This window comes from Asticcacaulis solisilvae, assembly GCF_017875235.1.
Taxonomy (GTDB): Bacteria; Pseudomonadota; Alphaproteobacteria; order Caulobacterales; family Caulobacteraceae; genus Asticcacaulis; species Asticcacaulis solisilvae_A.
On sequence record NZ_JAGGMI010000002.1, the window covers coordinates 261974 to 277049 of the forward strand.

The following is a 15076-nucleotide window of genomic DNA, read 5'->3' on the forward strand; positions in this document are numbered from 1 at the left end:
TTCCCTGAATTAGCTGCGGTAGGTCACGGCCTTGACGGCCTTGACGATCTTTTCGACGCTCGGCACCGTCAGCGCTTCCAGATTGGCGGCGTAAGGCATCGGGACATCTTCCTGGTGGACGCGCAGCGGCGGTGCATCGAGGTCGTCGAAGGCTTCGGCGACCACGCGGGCGGCGACTTCGGCGCCGATGCCGCACGGGCCCCAGCCCTCTTCCACCGTCACCAGGCGGTTGGTCTTGCGGACCGAGGCCAGGATGGTTTCGGTGTCGAGCGGACGCAGGGTCCGCAGGTTGATGACTTCGACGTCGATGCCTTCGGCCGCCAGTTGCTCGGCGGCCTTGAGCGCGAAGCCGACCATGCGCGAATGCGCCGTGATGGTCACGTCAACACCTTCGCGCTGAACCTTGGCCTTGCCGATCGGCAGGACGAAGTCTTCCACGTCCGGGATTTCGAATTCCAGACCGTACATCATCTCATGTTCGAGGAAGACGATCGGGTTCGGATCGCGGATGGCGGCCTTCATCAGGCCTTTGGCGTCGGCCGCATCGTACGGCGCGATGACCTTAAGGCCCGGAACGTTGGCGTACCATGCCGAATAGTCCTGGCTGTGCTGAGCGGCAACGCGGGCAGCGGCGCCGTTCGGGCCGCGGAACACGATCGACGACTTGATCTGGCCGCCGGACATGTAAAGCGTCTTGGCCGACGAGTTCAGGATGTGGTCGATCGCCTGCATCGCGAAGTTGAATGTCATGAACTCGATGATCGGCTTCAGGCCGGCCATGGCCGCGCCCGAACCGATACCGGCAAAGCCCATTTCAGTGATCGGCGTGTCGATGACGCGGCGTTCGCCGAACTCTTCCAGCAGGCCGCGCGACACCTTGTAGGCGCCCTGGTATTGGGCGACTTCCTCACCCATCAGGAAGACCTTGTCGTCGCGGCGCATTTCTTCGGCCATGGCGTCCCGGAGCGCGTCGCGGACCGTGATCTTGACCATCGGCGTGCCAGCGGGCACTTCCGGGTCATTGGCCGGCTTGGATTGGACGGGGGCAGCGGCCGGGCTGGCCTCGACCGTCTTCTTCTCGCCGCCTTCGGTGTGGGTGGTCGCGCCGCCGGTGTTTTCAGCCGATTGCGCGGGCGCCGGCGAGGCCGAAGCGCCACCTTCGAGACGGGCGATCGGTGTGTTGACCTTGACGCCTTCGGTGCCGGCTTCGACCAGGATGGCCTCGACCTTGCCTTCGTCGACGGCTTCGACTTCCATCGTCGCCTTGTCGGTTTCGATTTCCGCGATCACCTGACCGGCGGAGACTTCGTCGCCCGGCTTGATGTGCCATTTGGCGAGGGTGCCCTCTTCCATCGTCGGAGAGAGCGCGGGCATAAGAATATCGGTCATGTAAATTACGCCTCGAGATAAACGTCGGTGTACAGTTCGGACGGATCGGGTTCCGGCGAAGTCTGGGCGAATTCAACCGCCTCAAGCACGATGGCCTTCACTTCGTTGTCGATGGTCTTGATCTCGTCTTCGGCAACACCCGCCTGTTGCAGCATGGTCTTGATGTGGTCGATCGGGTCGCGGGTCGTCTTGACCTCGTCGACCTCTTCCTTGGTGCGGTACTTGGCGGGGTCCGACATCGAGTGGCCGCGGTAACGATAGGTCTTCATCTCGAGGATGTAAGGGCCCTTGCCCGAACGGGCGTGTTCGGCGGCGCGTTCGGCCGCTTCCTTGACGGCGAACACGTCCATGCCGTCGACCGTTTCACCCGGAATGCCGAACGAGGCGCCGCGCTGCGACAGGTTGACGGTCGCCGAAGCGCGCGCCAGCGAGGTGCCCATGGCGTACTCGTTGTTTTCGATCACGTACACAACCGGCAGCTTCCACAGCTGGGCCATGTTGAAGCTCTCATAGACCTGGCCCTGGTTGGCCGCGCCATCACCGAAATAGGTGAAGGAGACATTGCCGTTCTGCCGGTAGAAGTCGGCAAAGGCCAGGCCCGTGCCCAGCGACACTTGCGCGCCGACGATGCCGTGGCCGCCGAAGAAGCCGGTTTCGATGTCGAACATGTGCATCGACCCGCCCTTGCCCTTGGACGACCCGCCCGAACGGCCGGTCAGCTCGGCCATGACAGCCTTGGGGTCCATGCCGGCGGCCAGCATATGGCCGTGGTCGCGATAGCCGGTGATGACCTGGTCACCGTCCTTGGAGGCGGCCTCCATGCCGACCGCGACGGCTTCCTGGCCGATATACAGGTGGCAGAAACCACCGATCAGGCCCATGCCGTACAGCTGTCCGGCGCGTTCTTCGAAACGGCGGATAAGCACCATTTCACGATAATATTTCAGCAGTTCGTCTTTGGATACATTGCTCAGCTTGGTCGTGCTGGTCTTAGCGTCTTTTTGGGCGGCACGCGCCATGGACACCTCCTCAAGTGTTTCGGCCGTTATGGGGAGATTCGGCCGCAAAAACAGGCGCGCAAATAGGCGGCGCCGAAGCCCTCTTCTGACTGACGCACACCCCCTCTGAAGTGGACACCAGGTGCGCGGACGCGCAAAGGCAACTTCCCTTTATGAGAAGCATGCCTTCGCGTAAAGTGGTATTAGGGGATCAGGAATTAGCGCCTGCAGGCGTATTGTAACGAATTACGTAGGCATGCGGCTCGGTCAGGCCCAGCAGGACGCGAGCGCGTTCCTGAAGAAGATCCTTGGAAAGATTGTCGGTGCGCAGGTATTTGGCGCGCGCCTCAAGGTCTTCGCGTTCAGCCTGAAGCTTTGCGAGCTGTTGCTCTTTCACGACCAAGTCACGGTCGCGGGATTCCTGAGAAAAGAAACCCTTGTCGCCCGTCAGATACTGGACGCAAACATAGGTCAATACAAGTGCGATAAGTGCAGTCGGCAAGTAAGGCCTCAATCGGTCAAACACTCTATTCGGCCCTTTCTGGACTTGGGTACGCAACTTTCCCGTCCGTTTTGCGCCATCTCGGTTAACAAACTGTTGCTGAACATGTCGGGGAAATGAGAAAAATTTATCGAATCCGCGACTTGCCGGCGTGCACCAATCACGCCGTTTTTATCAAAACTGTCAAAAAGCGGGATTTTGACAGCGTCAGACAGCCACTTCGAGGTCGGCGCCGCTCTGTCTCAGACGTGTGACATCGCGGATCGGCGGCGCGCCGAACACACGGCGGTAGTCGCGGCTGAACTGCGACGGGCTGTCATAGCCGGTGTGGAAAGCAGCGCTGGCCGCGTCCATGGTTCCGGCATAGATCAGCCGCTGGGCTTCCTGCAGCCGCAGGCGCTTCTGGTACTGCAGCGGCGTCAGCGCCGTGACCGCCTTGAAATGGGCGTGCAGCGACGACGGGCTCATGCCGGCGGCGGCCGCGACGCTTGAGATGGCGAAGGGTTCGCGGAAGTTGCGCGTGATCCAGTTGATCGCCAGGCCTATACGCCTGAGCCGGGAATCGGCAAAGGCTATGTGGCGCAGGCCTTCGGCGTGTCCCGACAGGATCAGCCGGTAGAGCAGTTCGCGTATGGCCAACGGCGCAAGGATCTTCGCGGTCGCAGGCGTGTCGAGCAGCTTCACCAGGCGCGTCGCGGCGTCGATGACGTCCTGTTCGCACAGGCCGATCGCCAGCCCGCGCCCTGAGTGGTCCGAAGACGGTTTGGCCACACCAGCCTCCTTGAGCATGGCGGCCAGCATTAGCGGATCGAGATCGACTTTCAGGCAAAGATAGGGGTGGTCGGACGTCGCTTCGATGATCTCGCCGCTTAGGGGCAGGTCGACGGCAACGGACAGCTGCTGACCGGGCGCATAGGTGAAGGTGTCGCCTTGCAGGCGGACGGTCTTGCTGCCTTGCGCGATGATACACAGCGCCGGCACGTGCACGACGTGGATCGGCTGGGTGGGCGTATCGCTGCGGATCAGGTTGATGCCGTCGATGGCGGTGTCCAGCATGCCTTCGGCGGGGGCATGGCGGCGCATGACGGCGGCAAGTTCGGTCGTGTCGGCCATGATTGTCTCATCCAGTATTGGACAATAGCTTTACAGGAACCAAGCCGTTTTGTCGCGTACGCGCAAGGCAGATTTGGAGGATCGTGCAATCATTATGGACGATCGCATTACCGCCTTTGGTCTCCCCTTGCCTATTTTCCAGCCCAGGACGCAGCCACTTCTGGCTGCCTTTGATGGAGAGAAGACATGGACAACGTAGCAGGCAAGGTCGTGGCGATTACCGGCGCCAGCAGCGGGATCGGCGAAGCGACGGCGCGCGTTCTGGCGGCCAAAGGCGCAAAGGTGATGCTGGGCGCGCGGCGGACGGACCGCCTGGAAAAGCTGGTCGCGGATATCACCGCCGCCGGTGGTCAGGCGCATTTCGCGGCTCTGGACGTGACGAAGCGCGACAATGTCTCGGCCTTTGTAGCCGGCGCGGTCGAACGCTTCGGCCGGCTTGATGTGCTGGTCAACAATGCCGGCCTGATGCCTCTGTCGGCCATGGAAGCGCTGAAGGTCGACGAGTGGGACCGCATGGTCGACGTCAATATCAAGGGCGTCATGTATGGCATCGCCGCGGCCTTGCCGGTCATGAAGACGCAGAACGAAGGCCAGATCATCAGCGTGTCGTCGATCGCCGCGTATAACACCTATCCGACGGCGGCGGTCTATTGCGGCACTAAGTTCGCGGTGCGCGCCATTTCGGATGGCCTGCGTCAAGAGAGCGACTTCCTGCGGGTGACGACGGTGGTGCCAGGCGTGACGACGTCCGAGCTGGCGGGCACCATCACCGATCCGGCATCGCAAGAATTCATGAAGACTTTCCGCGCGATAGCGCTGCCGGCTGAAGCGATTGCGAACGCGATTGCCTACGCGATCAGCCAGCCGAAGGACGTCGATGTCAGCGAGATTATCGTGCGGCCGACCGCAAGTCCGTACTAAGCTTATGGGGGTGAGGAGCGCCGGTTTGCTTAAAGAGCAAACCGGATGGAATGGGTACTAAATGTACCCATTCCCGCGACGAACGCCCGAAGCTATGCGAAGGGCTAAGGGGCTGCGCCCCCAATAAACCTTTTCTTTTTCAAGAAGAAAGCCTCGCCCCCTAAAAGGGCGAGGCTTTCTTATTAGATCAGGAAGACTTGGGGCCACAGGCCCCAAACCCCATATGTTTAGCAGCGGATGACGCCAACGCCGGCGTACACAGCCTCATCGTCCAGCATCGATTCGATACGCAGCAGCTGGTTATACTTCGCCGTCCGGTCCGAACGCGCCAGCGAGCCCGTCTTGATCTGACCGCAGTTCAGCGCCACCGCCAGGTCGGCGATCGTCGAATCTTCGGTTTCACCCGAACGGTGCGACATCACGCTGGTGTAGCCCGCACGGTGCGCCATATCGACGGCGTCGAGCGTTTCCGACAGCGTGCCAATCTGGTTGACCTTGACCAGGATCGAGTTGGCCATGCCTTCGACAATGCCGGTTTCCAGGCGGTCCGGGTTGGTGACGAACAGGTCGTCGCCAACCAGTTGCAGGCGGTCGCCCAGGGCTTCGGTCAGCAGCTTCCAGCCTTCGTAATCATCCTCGGCCATGCCGTCTTCGATCGAGCAGATCGGGAACTTGTCAGCCAGGCCAACCAGGTAATCGACCATTTCCTGCGGGCTGAGGACCTTGCCTTCGCCTTCCAGGTGGTACTTGCCGTCCTTGAAGAACTCGGTCGAAGCGACGTCCAGCGCCAGCCAGAAGTCCGAACCGGCCTTGTAGCCCGCCTGCTCGCCCGCCTTCATGATGAAGCTCAGGGCGTCCTCTGCCGAAGCCAGATTCGGTGCGAAGCCGCCTTCATCGCCGACATTGGTGTTGTGACCGGCGGCCTTCAGGCCCTTCTTCAGCGAGTGGAAGATTTCCGCGCCCATGCGCAGGGCTTCGGCGAAGGTCTCGGCGCCGGCCGGAACGATCATGAATTCCTGGATGTCGATTGGGTTGTCGGCGTGCGCGCCGCCATTGATGATGTTCATCAGCGGCACGGGCAGGACGCGAGCCTGCAGGCCACCGACATACTTATAGAGCGGCAGGTTGACCGACTGGGCGGCGGCGCGCGCCACGGCCAGCGAGACGCCGAGAATGGCGTTGGCGCCCAGGCGCGACTTGTTCGGCGTGCCGTCCAGGTTGATCAGGGCCTGGTCGAGACGGCGCTGGTCCAGCGCTTCAAAACCGTTGATGGCTTCGAAGATTTCACCGTTGACGGCATCGACGGCCTGGCGGACGCCCTTGCCCAGATAGCGCTTCGGATCGTTGTCGCGCTTTTCGGCGGCTTCGTGGGCGCCTGTCGAGGCGCCCGACGGCACGGCGGCGCGGCCGAAGCTTCCGTCATCGAGGGTCACGTCGACTTCGACGGTCGGATTGCCACGCGAGTCAAGGATTTCACGGGCGACGATATCGATGATTTCGGGCATGAAGGCTGTCCTGCAATATGGGAGGGTAAGAAAAGTTCGCGCCCCCTTAGCAAGGACCGCCCGGGGTGGCAAGCCGCACAGCCCTTTACGGCCTAGATCGCAGCAATGATATCCGATGGTAGCGCAAACATGTGATCCGGCCGCTCCGCCTCAAGCCGATCGGGCGCGGCATAGCCCCAGGTGACAGCGCCCGTAGCGATCCCGCATTCGCGCGCTGCTTCGATATCGCGGACCTCGTCACCGACCGACAGGGTTTCGGATGCGCCGACACCGGCCGCCTTCATGGCGGAGCGAAACTTCGCCGCTTTGCCGAACAGGGACGCCCCGCATTCATAATGACTTATGTTCGCGGCCGAGGGCCCCAGGACCTTTTCGACGTTTTCCCGGCTGTTCGACGTAACGACCGCGATCCGAACATCGCGGCGACGAAGCTCGTCCAAGATATGCGCTATTCCGTCAAACAACTTAATTTTATCCAGATTTTCGCCTTGCATAGCCTTGGCGTGCGCGCCGATCATCGGCACCTTCCACATCGGCACGTCAAGCGCCTTGAGAAGCTCGCGATTGTCCATCCGGCGTAAGGCTTCAAGGTTCGACCGGTCGAGTTTCTTGAACTTGAAGCGCTCGGCCAGGATGTCGAAAACATCGAGAAACCACGGAAACGAATCGGCCAGCGTCCCGTCGAAATCGAAGATCACCAGTTTGTACGTCACGTCGTCATCCTTCGGCATTGCGCCCTTATGCGCCTTCGCAAAACATGCGGATACAAGGAGTTGCCGATGAATGAAACCAAAACATTAAAGCATGACGATCGCGTTCAGCACGCCGAAAAGGGCCTCGGCACGGTCGTCACTGCCCCGGAACGCGAAGAGGTGGACGTGGAGGTCGAAGGCTCGACCAATATCGGTCCAGACAGTGTCTTCGTGAAATGGGACGACGACCGCCTACCCGTCGAAGCCGTGCCTTTGGCCCAGCTCGAAAAGGTGCCGGACGCGGCTGCCGCCATCTCGACCGGCTTCTAAAAAAACGCGGATCTTACGATCCGCGTTTCCTTTAATTCGCTTTCGGGAGCGGTATCCGCCCTGCCGGATCCACGGCCTTGCCGTTTTCAAAGAGGCCGATATGGGTGTGCGGTCCGGTGGTTCGGCCGGTATTGCCCGATTTGGCGACCTCCTGCCCCGCCAGAACCGTATCGCCGGCCTTCACGTTAAAATCGCCCAAGTGTTTGTAGATGGTGACCACGCCGTTGCCGTGGTCGATTTCCAACACCTTGCCGAACCACGGCTCGGCTTCGTCTGCGCGCACTACGCGGCCGCCTGCCGGCGCACGCACCGATCTGCCGATAGGCGAAGCGATATCGACCCCTTCGTGCATCGAATTCTCGCGCGTCACCGGATTGAGGCGCATGCCATAGCCGCTGGAGAGGCGGCCATCCACCGGCATGACGGTAAAAAATTGGGCTGCCGCCGTGGCCGACGCGACGGCCACAGGTTTCGCGGCCGGCCCTTGCGACCAGGCCAGTTGCGCCAGCGCGACCGGCGCCAGCAGCACGGCGCCTGCCACGATCAGCAACCTTGTCTTGCGCCGCTTAGGCTCAGGGTGCATAATTTCGCTAATTCTCATGCGATAATCTCCAGATTCTGCGGGTGAGAAGGCCGCTGGGACGCATTGCCGTGCGTTTCCAGCGGCATGCTTGAGCGCCATGATGAGAGATTCAGCATAGGTCTCGCGCATATGGGGCGCCGCACCGGTCACCCGGGCGTCGCAATCGAGCTCCGCCGCCAGCCGGCACTTCCGGGTCTGGGCGCGGACAAACGGGTTAAACCACAGACACACGTCGATCCAGGCCAGCGCCGCGAAATAGAGCGGGTCGCGGCGTTCCAGATGTGCGCGTTCATGGCGGATGATCAGGTCGGTCTGAACGGCCGAAAGCTGCTGCAGAAGGAACTGCGGCAGGAGAATGGTCGACCTGCCCCACGCCAGCGCGATGCCGGTGCGCTCGCATACGCGCACGCCCTGCCCCAGCCTGGTCTCGGGCGTCGCGCGGGCGCACACCAGGGCTATACGCGTGTAAGCGATCAGTAGTCGCAGCGCCAGAACCGCAGTAACAACGCAATAGACGGCCATAAGCAGCATGAACGCCAACGGCCACAGGCTGATCGCATTTTGCCTTGCCGCGACAGTCGGCGCGCCCTCACCGATAAAGCCGCCGTCGATGTCGCCCATTGGCGCCAGCGGCAAAGGCAGCGACACATGGACAGCAAACAGCCGCTCGACCACAAGCCCGCCAATTCCCAGCAGTACCGGACTGAGCATCAGCAGCAGGACGCGCTTTTCCTGGGCGTCATTGGGCACCCCCGGTACGCGCACGACAAACCGACGCGTCAGATAAAGGACCGCGCTCCAGACAAGCGGCAGCACGAAGACAACCAGCAAGGCCGCCATCATGACTTGCCCTCGCCTTTCGCCTTCGCCGACAGATCCTGAAGCAGGGTTTCCAGCTCGGCGATCTCACCGGGCGACACCAGCTTGCTGCCGGCAAAGGCAGCCGCCGGCAAAGGCGCATCGAGATCGAGCACATCGCGGGCAAAGGCGCTGGCCAGAACGGCCAGGGTCTCGACCTTGGACTGGGCCGCCACATAGGTGTTCAGGCCATGAACGGCTTCAAGCGTGACCAGCCCCTTTTCGATCATGCGTTCCAGCGTCTTGCGCGTCGCCGAATAGGACCAGTTGGTCTCCTCCACACTGGCGTCGTGTAGTTCGCGAGCGCTTAGGCGTCCTGCCCGCCACAGATGGCGCAGAAGTTTCAGTTCGTAGTCACTGGGCTTGATCATGATTGTCAACTCAAATGCGACGCATGTCGCATGTATGCGACATCAACCAGGCGCTGGCAACAAAAAAACGCGGATCTTGCGATCCGCGTTTCAAATTCCGTTTCAGTCCGACTGAATTAGTCGTTCTTCGGCGTCAGAACCTGACGGCCCTTGTACATGCCGGTCTTCAGGTCGATGTGGTGCGAACGGCGCAGCTCACCGGTGTCCTTGTCCTCGGTGTATTGGTTCGCGCCCAGAGCGTCGTGCGAGCGACGCATGTTGCGACGCGAGGGCGAGGTTTTGCGCTTGGGTACGGCCATGTCCGTCTCTCTGCTTTCTGGTCAAAGGCCGAACATCACGCGGACATTCAGGCACAAAATTGGGGTATGACTCAACTGGGTTGGTCAAAGAAGGCGCGCTTATGCCTCAACTCGCCTGTAGGATCAAGGTGAAAGTCACGTTTGAAGTGATATTTTCACACGTTTCAGGCGCTGAATTGCCCGCGTTTGCTCATCGCTTGCAGCTTCTGCCACGCCTGGTCAGCCTGGCCAGCGTCGAAGGTCTGTGGCGACTCAAGCTTTCGGCCGTCGCGCAGCGTCACCGTGATGGCGTGCGACACGCGCCCTGCCTTGTCCTCATAGCTATACTGCTGGCGGTCAATGGCTTCGATCTGTTCCTGATGGATGCGGAAATCGCGCTGCCAAGACGTCAGGCTGAGCAGCCGGATACGAATATGGTCGTCGCCGATGCGCCATTCGCGATGCCGCCCGACGACCGCCCAGACAATGATGAACAGGGCCAGCGGACTGGCGATCAGCAGAAGCAGGATCAGCGACAGCGGCGACGCCTTGCCGGCAATGACCGTAGGCCATTGACTGAAGGCGGCCGCCACCGTGGCGACGGCCAGCACGACGCCCATGATGAAATACAGGCTACGTGCGGCAAAGCCGAGATCGTCCTTGAGCTTCATCGTATCCCCCGTTTTGGTCCGTGAAGATAACGCGAAACCTCCGGAATGACCAGATTACTCTTCGATCTGGGCCGAAGCCTCGATCTCAACCAGCCATTCGGGATTGATCAGGGCGCTGGTGCCGAGGAAGCTCGAGGCCGGACGGATGTCGCCGAACAGCTCGCCATGGGCGCGCGCCGCATCCTTCCAGGTCGACATGTCGGTCAGGAAGATGCGCGTGCGGACGATGTCCGATGCCTTGCCACCGGCCTGTTCGACCGCCTTGATAATGATCTCGAGCGCCGCCTTGGTCTGTTCATAGGCATCGGTGCCGGCGACCTTGCCGTCGCGGATCGGCGCCGTACCCGACACCTCGATCCGGTTGCCGACGCGGACGGCGCGAGAAAAACCGATCTCGCCTTCGAACGGCGAGCCGGAAGAGATCAACTGACGGGTCATGGGAGGCATCCTTGGAAGTCTGAAAAGAATGCGCGTCGCTTACGCTTTCATGTCCGTCGGATCAATGGCTTAGGGCAGAATCCCGCAAAAATCAGCCACGCGCTATGGCTGGCCGCAACGGTGGCGCAGGATATAACCGATCCCTGCGCGAATGGCGGATGACCTGTCGCCGGCCATTCGTTCGATAAGTTCAGACCGCCGCTCCCACATGCCCGATGCGTCGATCAGCGCCTGCATTGCCACCTTGCGGACCTGAACGCTTGGGTCACGTGCCGCTTGCGCGATGAACACCTCCACATCGCCCGTTCTTTCGACCGGCCGTGCGTCAAATACAGTGACGATGCGATACGACCCCATGGACTTGTCGATCCAGGCACGGTCCCTGCCCTTCGGCCAACGCGCTATACCTGAAACAAGGGCCTTAGCCGCTATCGCACGCACCTCGGGATGCGCTGCCTTGGTCATGAGCGCCGGCAGATAGGTGTCCACCTCAATGTGCCTGAGCACCGCGACAAGCGTGCGGTTCGGTGCGCCCGCCCGCGACGTCATAACCCTGTGCATAAGCGCTTCCCGTAAGGCCGGCTCAGTCAGAACGGTATCCAGAATCCCGACTTCCGTCACGCCGCGCTGCCAAAAATCCCGGTATTGAAGAAGATACATGGCAGCTTCCGCCACAATCCCGGCGTCCGTAACAGGCATGACCCGGCGAAGGCATTTGCCGGCGGCTTCCCGGACCTGAGGCACCCAGTTGTTCAACTGACAGGCTAAGAGCGCAAACAGAAACGCGCTGGGGATTGGCCCTCCAACCCTGTTCAATGCCGCTTCACGCAGATAGCCATTGCCATGGCACGCGAAGATATAGGCAAGGTCCCCGTTCCGCTCGAGCAGCCGTCCTGGCGTCCGCCCCAATATAGCATTGAGATGGCCGAGAAACGTAACCTGTTCGTATTCGAAGAAATGCGCCTTGTAGCGAATCTCGCGATCGACCTGAATAACTGCCGTCGGCGGCAGACCCGACAACCTGTCGAGAATGGCCGTCAGATTGCCCTTGTCCAGGCTTCCATCCCGGACGTCCTCGCCCAACCGAACCAGTCCGCGCTGCACCGAAGGGGGCAGTACGGACAGCCGGCGTTCATCATCTACGTCTGGGTAGCGCGGGATCACACGAGGCGGCTGCGCTCCATCGCCGCGGCGATGAAGCCCTTGAACAAGGGATGCGGCGCGAACGGGCGCGACTTCAGTTCCGGATGGTACTGGACGCCGATGAACCACGGATGGTCCGGGCGCTCGACAATCTCAGGCAGCAGTCCGTCCGGCGACATGCCCGAGAACTTCAGCCCGCAGGCTTCGAGCTTCGGGATATAGTCGCGGTTGACTTCGTAGCGGTGGCGGTGGCGCTCGGAAATATCCGTGCCGCCATAGATTTCCGCCACCTTGGACCCTTCAGCCAGCTTGGCGTTGAAGGCGCCGAGGCGCATGGTGCCACCCAGGTTTCCGTCGGCCTTGCGCTGTTCCAGCTCGTTGCCATTCAGCCATTCGGTCATCAGGCCAACGACGGGCTCGCCGTCCTGGCCGAACTCGGTCGACGATGCGTTTTCGATGCCGGCCATATGGCGCGCCGTTTCCAGCACGGCCATCTGCATGCCGAAACAGATCCCGAAGTACGGGATTTCGTTTTCGCGCGCGAACTTGGCCGCCGCGATCTTGCCCATGGCTCCGCGCTCGCCGAAGCCGCCCGGCACCAGGATGGCGTGGGTGTTTTCCAGGCGCTGGATGACCGCGTCCGGATCACCTTCGAAGGTCTGGGCCTCGACCCAGTCGATCTTGACGCGGACATTGTTGGCCATGCCGCCGTGATAGATGGCTTCAATCAACGACTTATAGGCGTCTTTTAAGACCGTGTATTTGCCGACCACCGCGATCTGGACCTCGCCGTCCGGATGCTGGTAGCGCTTGGACAGGTCTTCCCATTGCGACAGGTCGATATTGTCGTCGCCGTGTTCGATCCCGAAGACGTCCAGCACTTCGGTATCGAGGCCCTGGCGGTGGTAATCGATCGGCACGGCATAGATATTTTCGGAATCCATGGCCTGGATGACGGCCGACGGGCGGACATTGCAGAACAGGCCGATCTTGCGGCGTTCCTCGACCGGGATCTCCTGCTCGCAGCGGCACAGCAGGATGTCGGGCTGGATGCCGATGCTGCGCAGTTCCTTGACGGAGTGCTGGGTCGGCTTGGTCTTCATCTCGCCGGCCGTCTTGACGAATGGCAAAAGCGTCAGGTGGATGAAGCAGGTCTGGCGGCGCGGCAGTTCCTGGCCCAGCTGGCGAATCGCCTCGAAGAACGGCAGGCCTTCGATGTCGCCGACCGTGCCGCCGATTTCGACCAGCACGAAGTCGGCGTCGCCGGCGTCGGCCAGGACGAAATTCTTGATCTCGGTGGTGACGTGCGGCACGACCTGGACGGTGGCGCCCAGATAATCGCCGCGGCGTTCCTTTTCGATGATGTTCGAATAGATGCGGCCGGTGGTGATGTTGTCGGCCTTGCTGGCGCTGACACCGGTAAAGCGCTCATAGTGGCCGAGGTCGAGATCGGTTTCGGCACCATCGTCGGTGACGAAGACCTCGCCATGCTGATACGGGCTCATCGTGCCCGGATCGACGTTCAGATACGGATCGAGCTTGCGCAGGCGGACCTTATAGCCGCGCGCCTGAAGCAACGCACCGAGGGCCGCCGAGGCGAGCCCCTTGCCAAGCGAAGAGACCACCCCACCGGTGATGAATACATAACGGGCCATGACGGCGTAATCCTGAAAGTCCCCTGATACGGTGATTCGACCGCATCACGCATTTAACAAAAAAGCGGCTCACCTGTGAGTGAGCCGCTGATGCTGCCTGACCCGCCCAGACTACGGCTGAGTAGGCGTGGATGCCGGCGCGGCCGCCGACGACGACGTGTTGGCGAAGATACTGCCTCGCGGCGCCTGCGACGATGCCGAGGACGACAGGGGCGCCGGCAGGGCGACAGGCCGTTGGGCCGCCGGCGCTGTACGCGATGCCGCCTGCGACGCGGCGGGCGCCGGAGTGGCGACCGGGCCGGCCAGCGGCAGGTCGTTCAGCGAAGGCGCGGCGCTCGAAGCCGTGGAGACGGCCGGCGCCTGGGCCGAATTGGCGGTCTGCGGCGAGCCCGGCAGGACCAGGCTGGAGGTATCGACCGAATCGACCGCCGACGACGTACGGCTGGCATAGTTCCCGACAACCGTCATGCCGATGCAGTTCACGAAGAACAGGATGCCCATGACGCTGGTCGCCTTGGTCAGCAGGTTGCCGGCGCCGCGCGCCGACATGAAGCCGGACGGACCGCCGCCCATACCGAGCGCGCCGCCTTCGGAACGCTGGATGAGCACCAGAACGATGATGATGACGCTGATGAGAATCTGAACCGTCAGGAGGATGCCGAGTAACATATGCTTTTTTGTCTTTAGGTCACAGCCAGAGATGCGGATCGCGGATGCGTCCGTGAAAGTTGCACGCCCTTAGCACCCTTGTCCATGGATGGCCATAGGCGATTTCCGGAATACATACCCCATTTATGCAGGGTACCGAAGATTACAAGAGGACAACCGGTGTCAGGACAACGATGAAAAAATCAGACCGGAGCCTTGTCCGCCGCCGCCACGATCGGCATAAAGTCCTCGACCTTGAGCGACGCCCCGCCGACCAGGGCGCCTGTGACGCCTTCGATGGCCAGCACGCCCTCGGCATTCGACGCCTTGACTGACCCGCCATAGAGCAGCTGCGGCTCGTGCACACAGTTAAAGCGCGAGCTTAGGAACGAGCGAATTAGCGCAAACGCCTCAAGGATTTGCTGATCAGTCGCCACCAGACCGGTTCCGATGGCCCAGACCGGCTCATACGAAACGTGGAACCGCTCGGTCTTCAGCTCTTCGGGCAGGCTGTCGGTCAACTGGCGCGACAGGACCTGTGCGGTCAGCCCCTGGCGGCGCTGCTCCAGGGTCTCGCCAATGCAGATGACGGGCTCAAGCCCGGCCTTCAGCGCCGCGATCGCCTTGCGCGCCACCAGGGCACAGGGTTCCAGGTGGCCATGCCGCCGTTCGCTGTGGCCCAAAAGGACCATGTCGGCGCCGCAGTCCTTGAGCATGGCGGCGCAGATATCACCGGTATAGGCGCCGATATCGGCGTGGTGGCAGTCCTGGCCGCCGAGGATGACGCCTGTCCCTTCCAGGGCGTCCGCCAGCAGTGGCAAGAGGGTATAGGGTGGAAACAGGGCGACACGCGCCTGGTATTTTCGGCTCTCTGCAGCGATAGCCTGGGCGACCGGGATCTGGCTCTTGAGGCCGTTCATCTTCCAGTTCGCCGCAATAAGATGACGATGTGGCATTTAAGTCTTTGTTGTTATGTGATGT

At 61.6% G+C, this 15076-nt stretch carries 17 protein-coding genes; 2 read left to right on the forward strand and 15 right to left on the reverse strand.

The features are described from left to right. Window positions 1–9 precede the first annotated feature (9 nt). The 4 genes from J2X24_RS04305 to J2X24_RS04320 form a co-directional block, all read right to left on the reverse strand. The gene (locus J2X24_RS04305) at window positions 10–1389 is read right to left on the reverse strand and encodes a pyruvate dehydrogenase complex E1 component subunit beta (RefSeq protein ID WP_209717132.1); all 1380 of its coding nucleotides are present in this window, start codon (window positions 1387–1389) and stop codon (window positions 10–12) included. 5 nt (window positions 1390–1394) lie between these two features. Then, the gene (gene pdhA / locus J2X24_RS04310) at window positions 1395–2408 is read right to left on the reverse strand and encodes a pyruvate dehydrogenase (acetyl-transferring) E1 component subunit alpha (protein ID WP_209717135.1); all 1014 of its coding nucleotides are present in this window, start codon (window positions 2406–2408) and stop codon (window positions 1395–1397) included. Between the two features lie 190 nt (window positions 2409–2598). Beyond that, window positions 2599–2889, reverse strand: coding sequence for an FtsB family cell division protein (locus J2X24_RS04315; protein WP_245344440.1), 291 nt, complete (start codon window positions 2887–2889; stop codon window positions 2599–2601). 207 nt (window positions 2890–3096) lie between these two features. After that, on the reverse strand, window positions 3097–4002 hold the full coding sequence (locus J2X24_RS04320) for an AraC family transcriptional regulator (protein WP_209717137.1): 906 nt from the start codon (window positions 4000–4002) through the stop codon (window positions 3097–3099). 186 nt (window positions 4003–4188) lie between these two features. Here J2X24_RS04320 and J2X24_RS04325 point away from each other — a divergent pair, with 186 nt between their 5' ends. Continuing rightward, complete coding sequence (locus tag J2X24_RS04325; RefSeq protein WP_209717140.1) at window positions 4189–4923, forward strand: SDR family oxidoreductase; 735 nt, start codon at window positions 4189–4191, stop codon at window positions 4921–4923. Between the two features lie 227 nt (window positions 4924–5150). Here J2X24_RS04325 and eno read toward each other — a convergent pair whose 3' ends face one another. Then, window positions 5151–6428 (reverse strand): phosphopyruvate hydratase, encoded by a 1278-nt coding sequence (eno, locus tag J2X24_RS04330; RefSeq protein WP_209717143.1) that lies wholly within the window; start codon window positions 6426–6428, stop codon window positions 5151–5153. A 92-nt stretch (window positions 6429–6520) separates the two neighbouring features. Further along, window positions 6521–7141: an HAD hydrolase-like protein gene (locus J2X24_RS04335; RefSeq protein WP_310002392.1), complete on the reverse strand. Its 621-nt coding sequence runs from the start codon at window positions 7139–7141 to the stop codon at window positions 6521–6523. A gap of 66 nt (window positions 7142–7207) precedes the next feature. Between J2X24_RS04335 and J2X24_RS04340 the strand changes: the two genes are divergently transcribed. Beyond that, entirely contained in the window at window positions 7208–7450 is a 243-nt protein-coding gene (locus tag J2X24_RS04340; RefSeq protein ID WP_209717149.1) for a hypothetical protein, read from the forward strand. A 31-nt stretch (window positions 7451–7481) separates the two neighbouring features. Here J2X24_RS04340 and J2X24_RS04345 read toward each other — a convergent pair whose 3' ends face one another. From J2X24_RS04345 to tpiA, 9 genes are all read right to left on the reverse strand, one after another. Beyond that, the gene (locus tag J2X24_RS04345) at window positions 7482–8876 is read right to left on the reverse strand and encodes a M23/M56 family metallopeptidase (RefSeq protein ID WP_209717153.1); all 1395 of its coding nucleotides are present in this window, start codon (window positions 8874–8876) and stop codon (window positions 7482–7484) included. Then, window positions 8873–9262, reverse strand: coding sequence for a BlaI/MecI/CopY family transcriptional regulator (locus J2X24_RS04350; protein ID WP_209717155.1), 390 nt, complete (start codon window positions 9260–9262; stop codon window positions 8873–8875). The genes J2X24_RS04345 and J2X24_RS04350 overlap by 4 nt, the downstream gene beginning before the upstream one ends. A gap of 116 nt (window positions 9263–9378) precedes the next feature. Further along, on the reverse strand, window positions 9379–9561 hold the full coding sequence (rpmF, locus tag J2X24_RS04355) for a 50S ribosomal protein L32 (protein ID WP_192620130.1): 183 nt from the start codon (window positions 9559–9561) through the stop codon (window positions 9379–9381). A 164-nt stretch (window positions 9562–9725) separates the two neighbouring features. Next, window positions 9726–10211, reverse strand: coding sequence for a hypothetical protein (locus J2X24_RS04360; RefSeq protein ID WP_209717158.1), 486 nt, complete (start codon window positions 10209–10211; stop codon window positions 9726–9728). A 54-nt stretch (window positions 10212–10265) separates the two neighbouring features. Continuing rightward, window positions 10266–10649: a RidA family protein gene (locus J2X24_RS04365; RefSeq protein ID WP_209717161.1), complete on the reverse strand. Its 384-nt coding sequence runs from the start codon at window positions 10647–10649 to the stop codon at window positions 10266–10268. Window positions 10650–10751: 102 nt separating this feature from the next. After that, window positions 10752–11732 (reverse strand): hypothetical protein, encoded by a 981-nt coding sequence (locus J2X24_RS04370; protein WP_209717164.1) that lies wholly within the window; start codon window positions 11730–11732, stop codon window positions 10752–10754. A gap of 77 nt (window positions 11733–11809) precedes the next feature. Further along, on the reverse strand, window positions 11810–13447 hold the full coding sequence (locus tag J2X24_RS04375; RefSeq protein ID WP_209717168.1) for a CTP synthase: 1638 nt from the start codon (window positions 13445–13447) through the stop codon (window positions 11810–11812). Window positions 13448–13558: 111 nt separating this feature from the next. After that, a complete protein-coding gene (secG, locus tag J2X24_RS04380) occupies window positions 13559–14116 on the reverse strand; it encodes a preprotein translocase subunit SecG (RefSeq protein ID WP_209717171.1) in 558 nt (185 codons plus the stop codon). Between the two features lie 182 nt (window positions 14117–14298). After that, the gene (gene tpiA, locus J2X24_RS04385; protein ID WP_209717174.1) at window positions 14299–15051 is read right to left on the reverse strand and encodes a triose-phosphate isomerase; all 753 of its coding nucleotides are present in this window, start codon (window positions 15049–15051) and stop codon (window positions 14299–14301) included. Window positions 15052–15076: the final 25 nt, after the last annotated feature.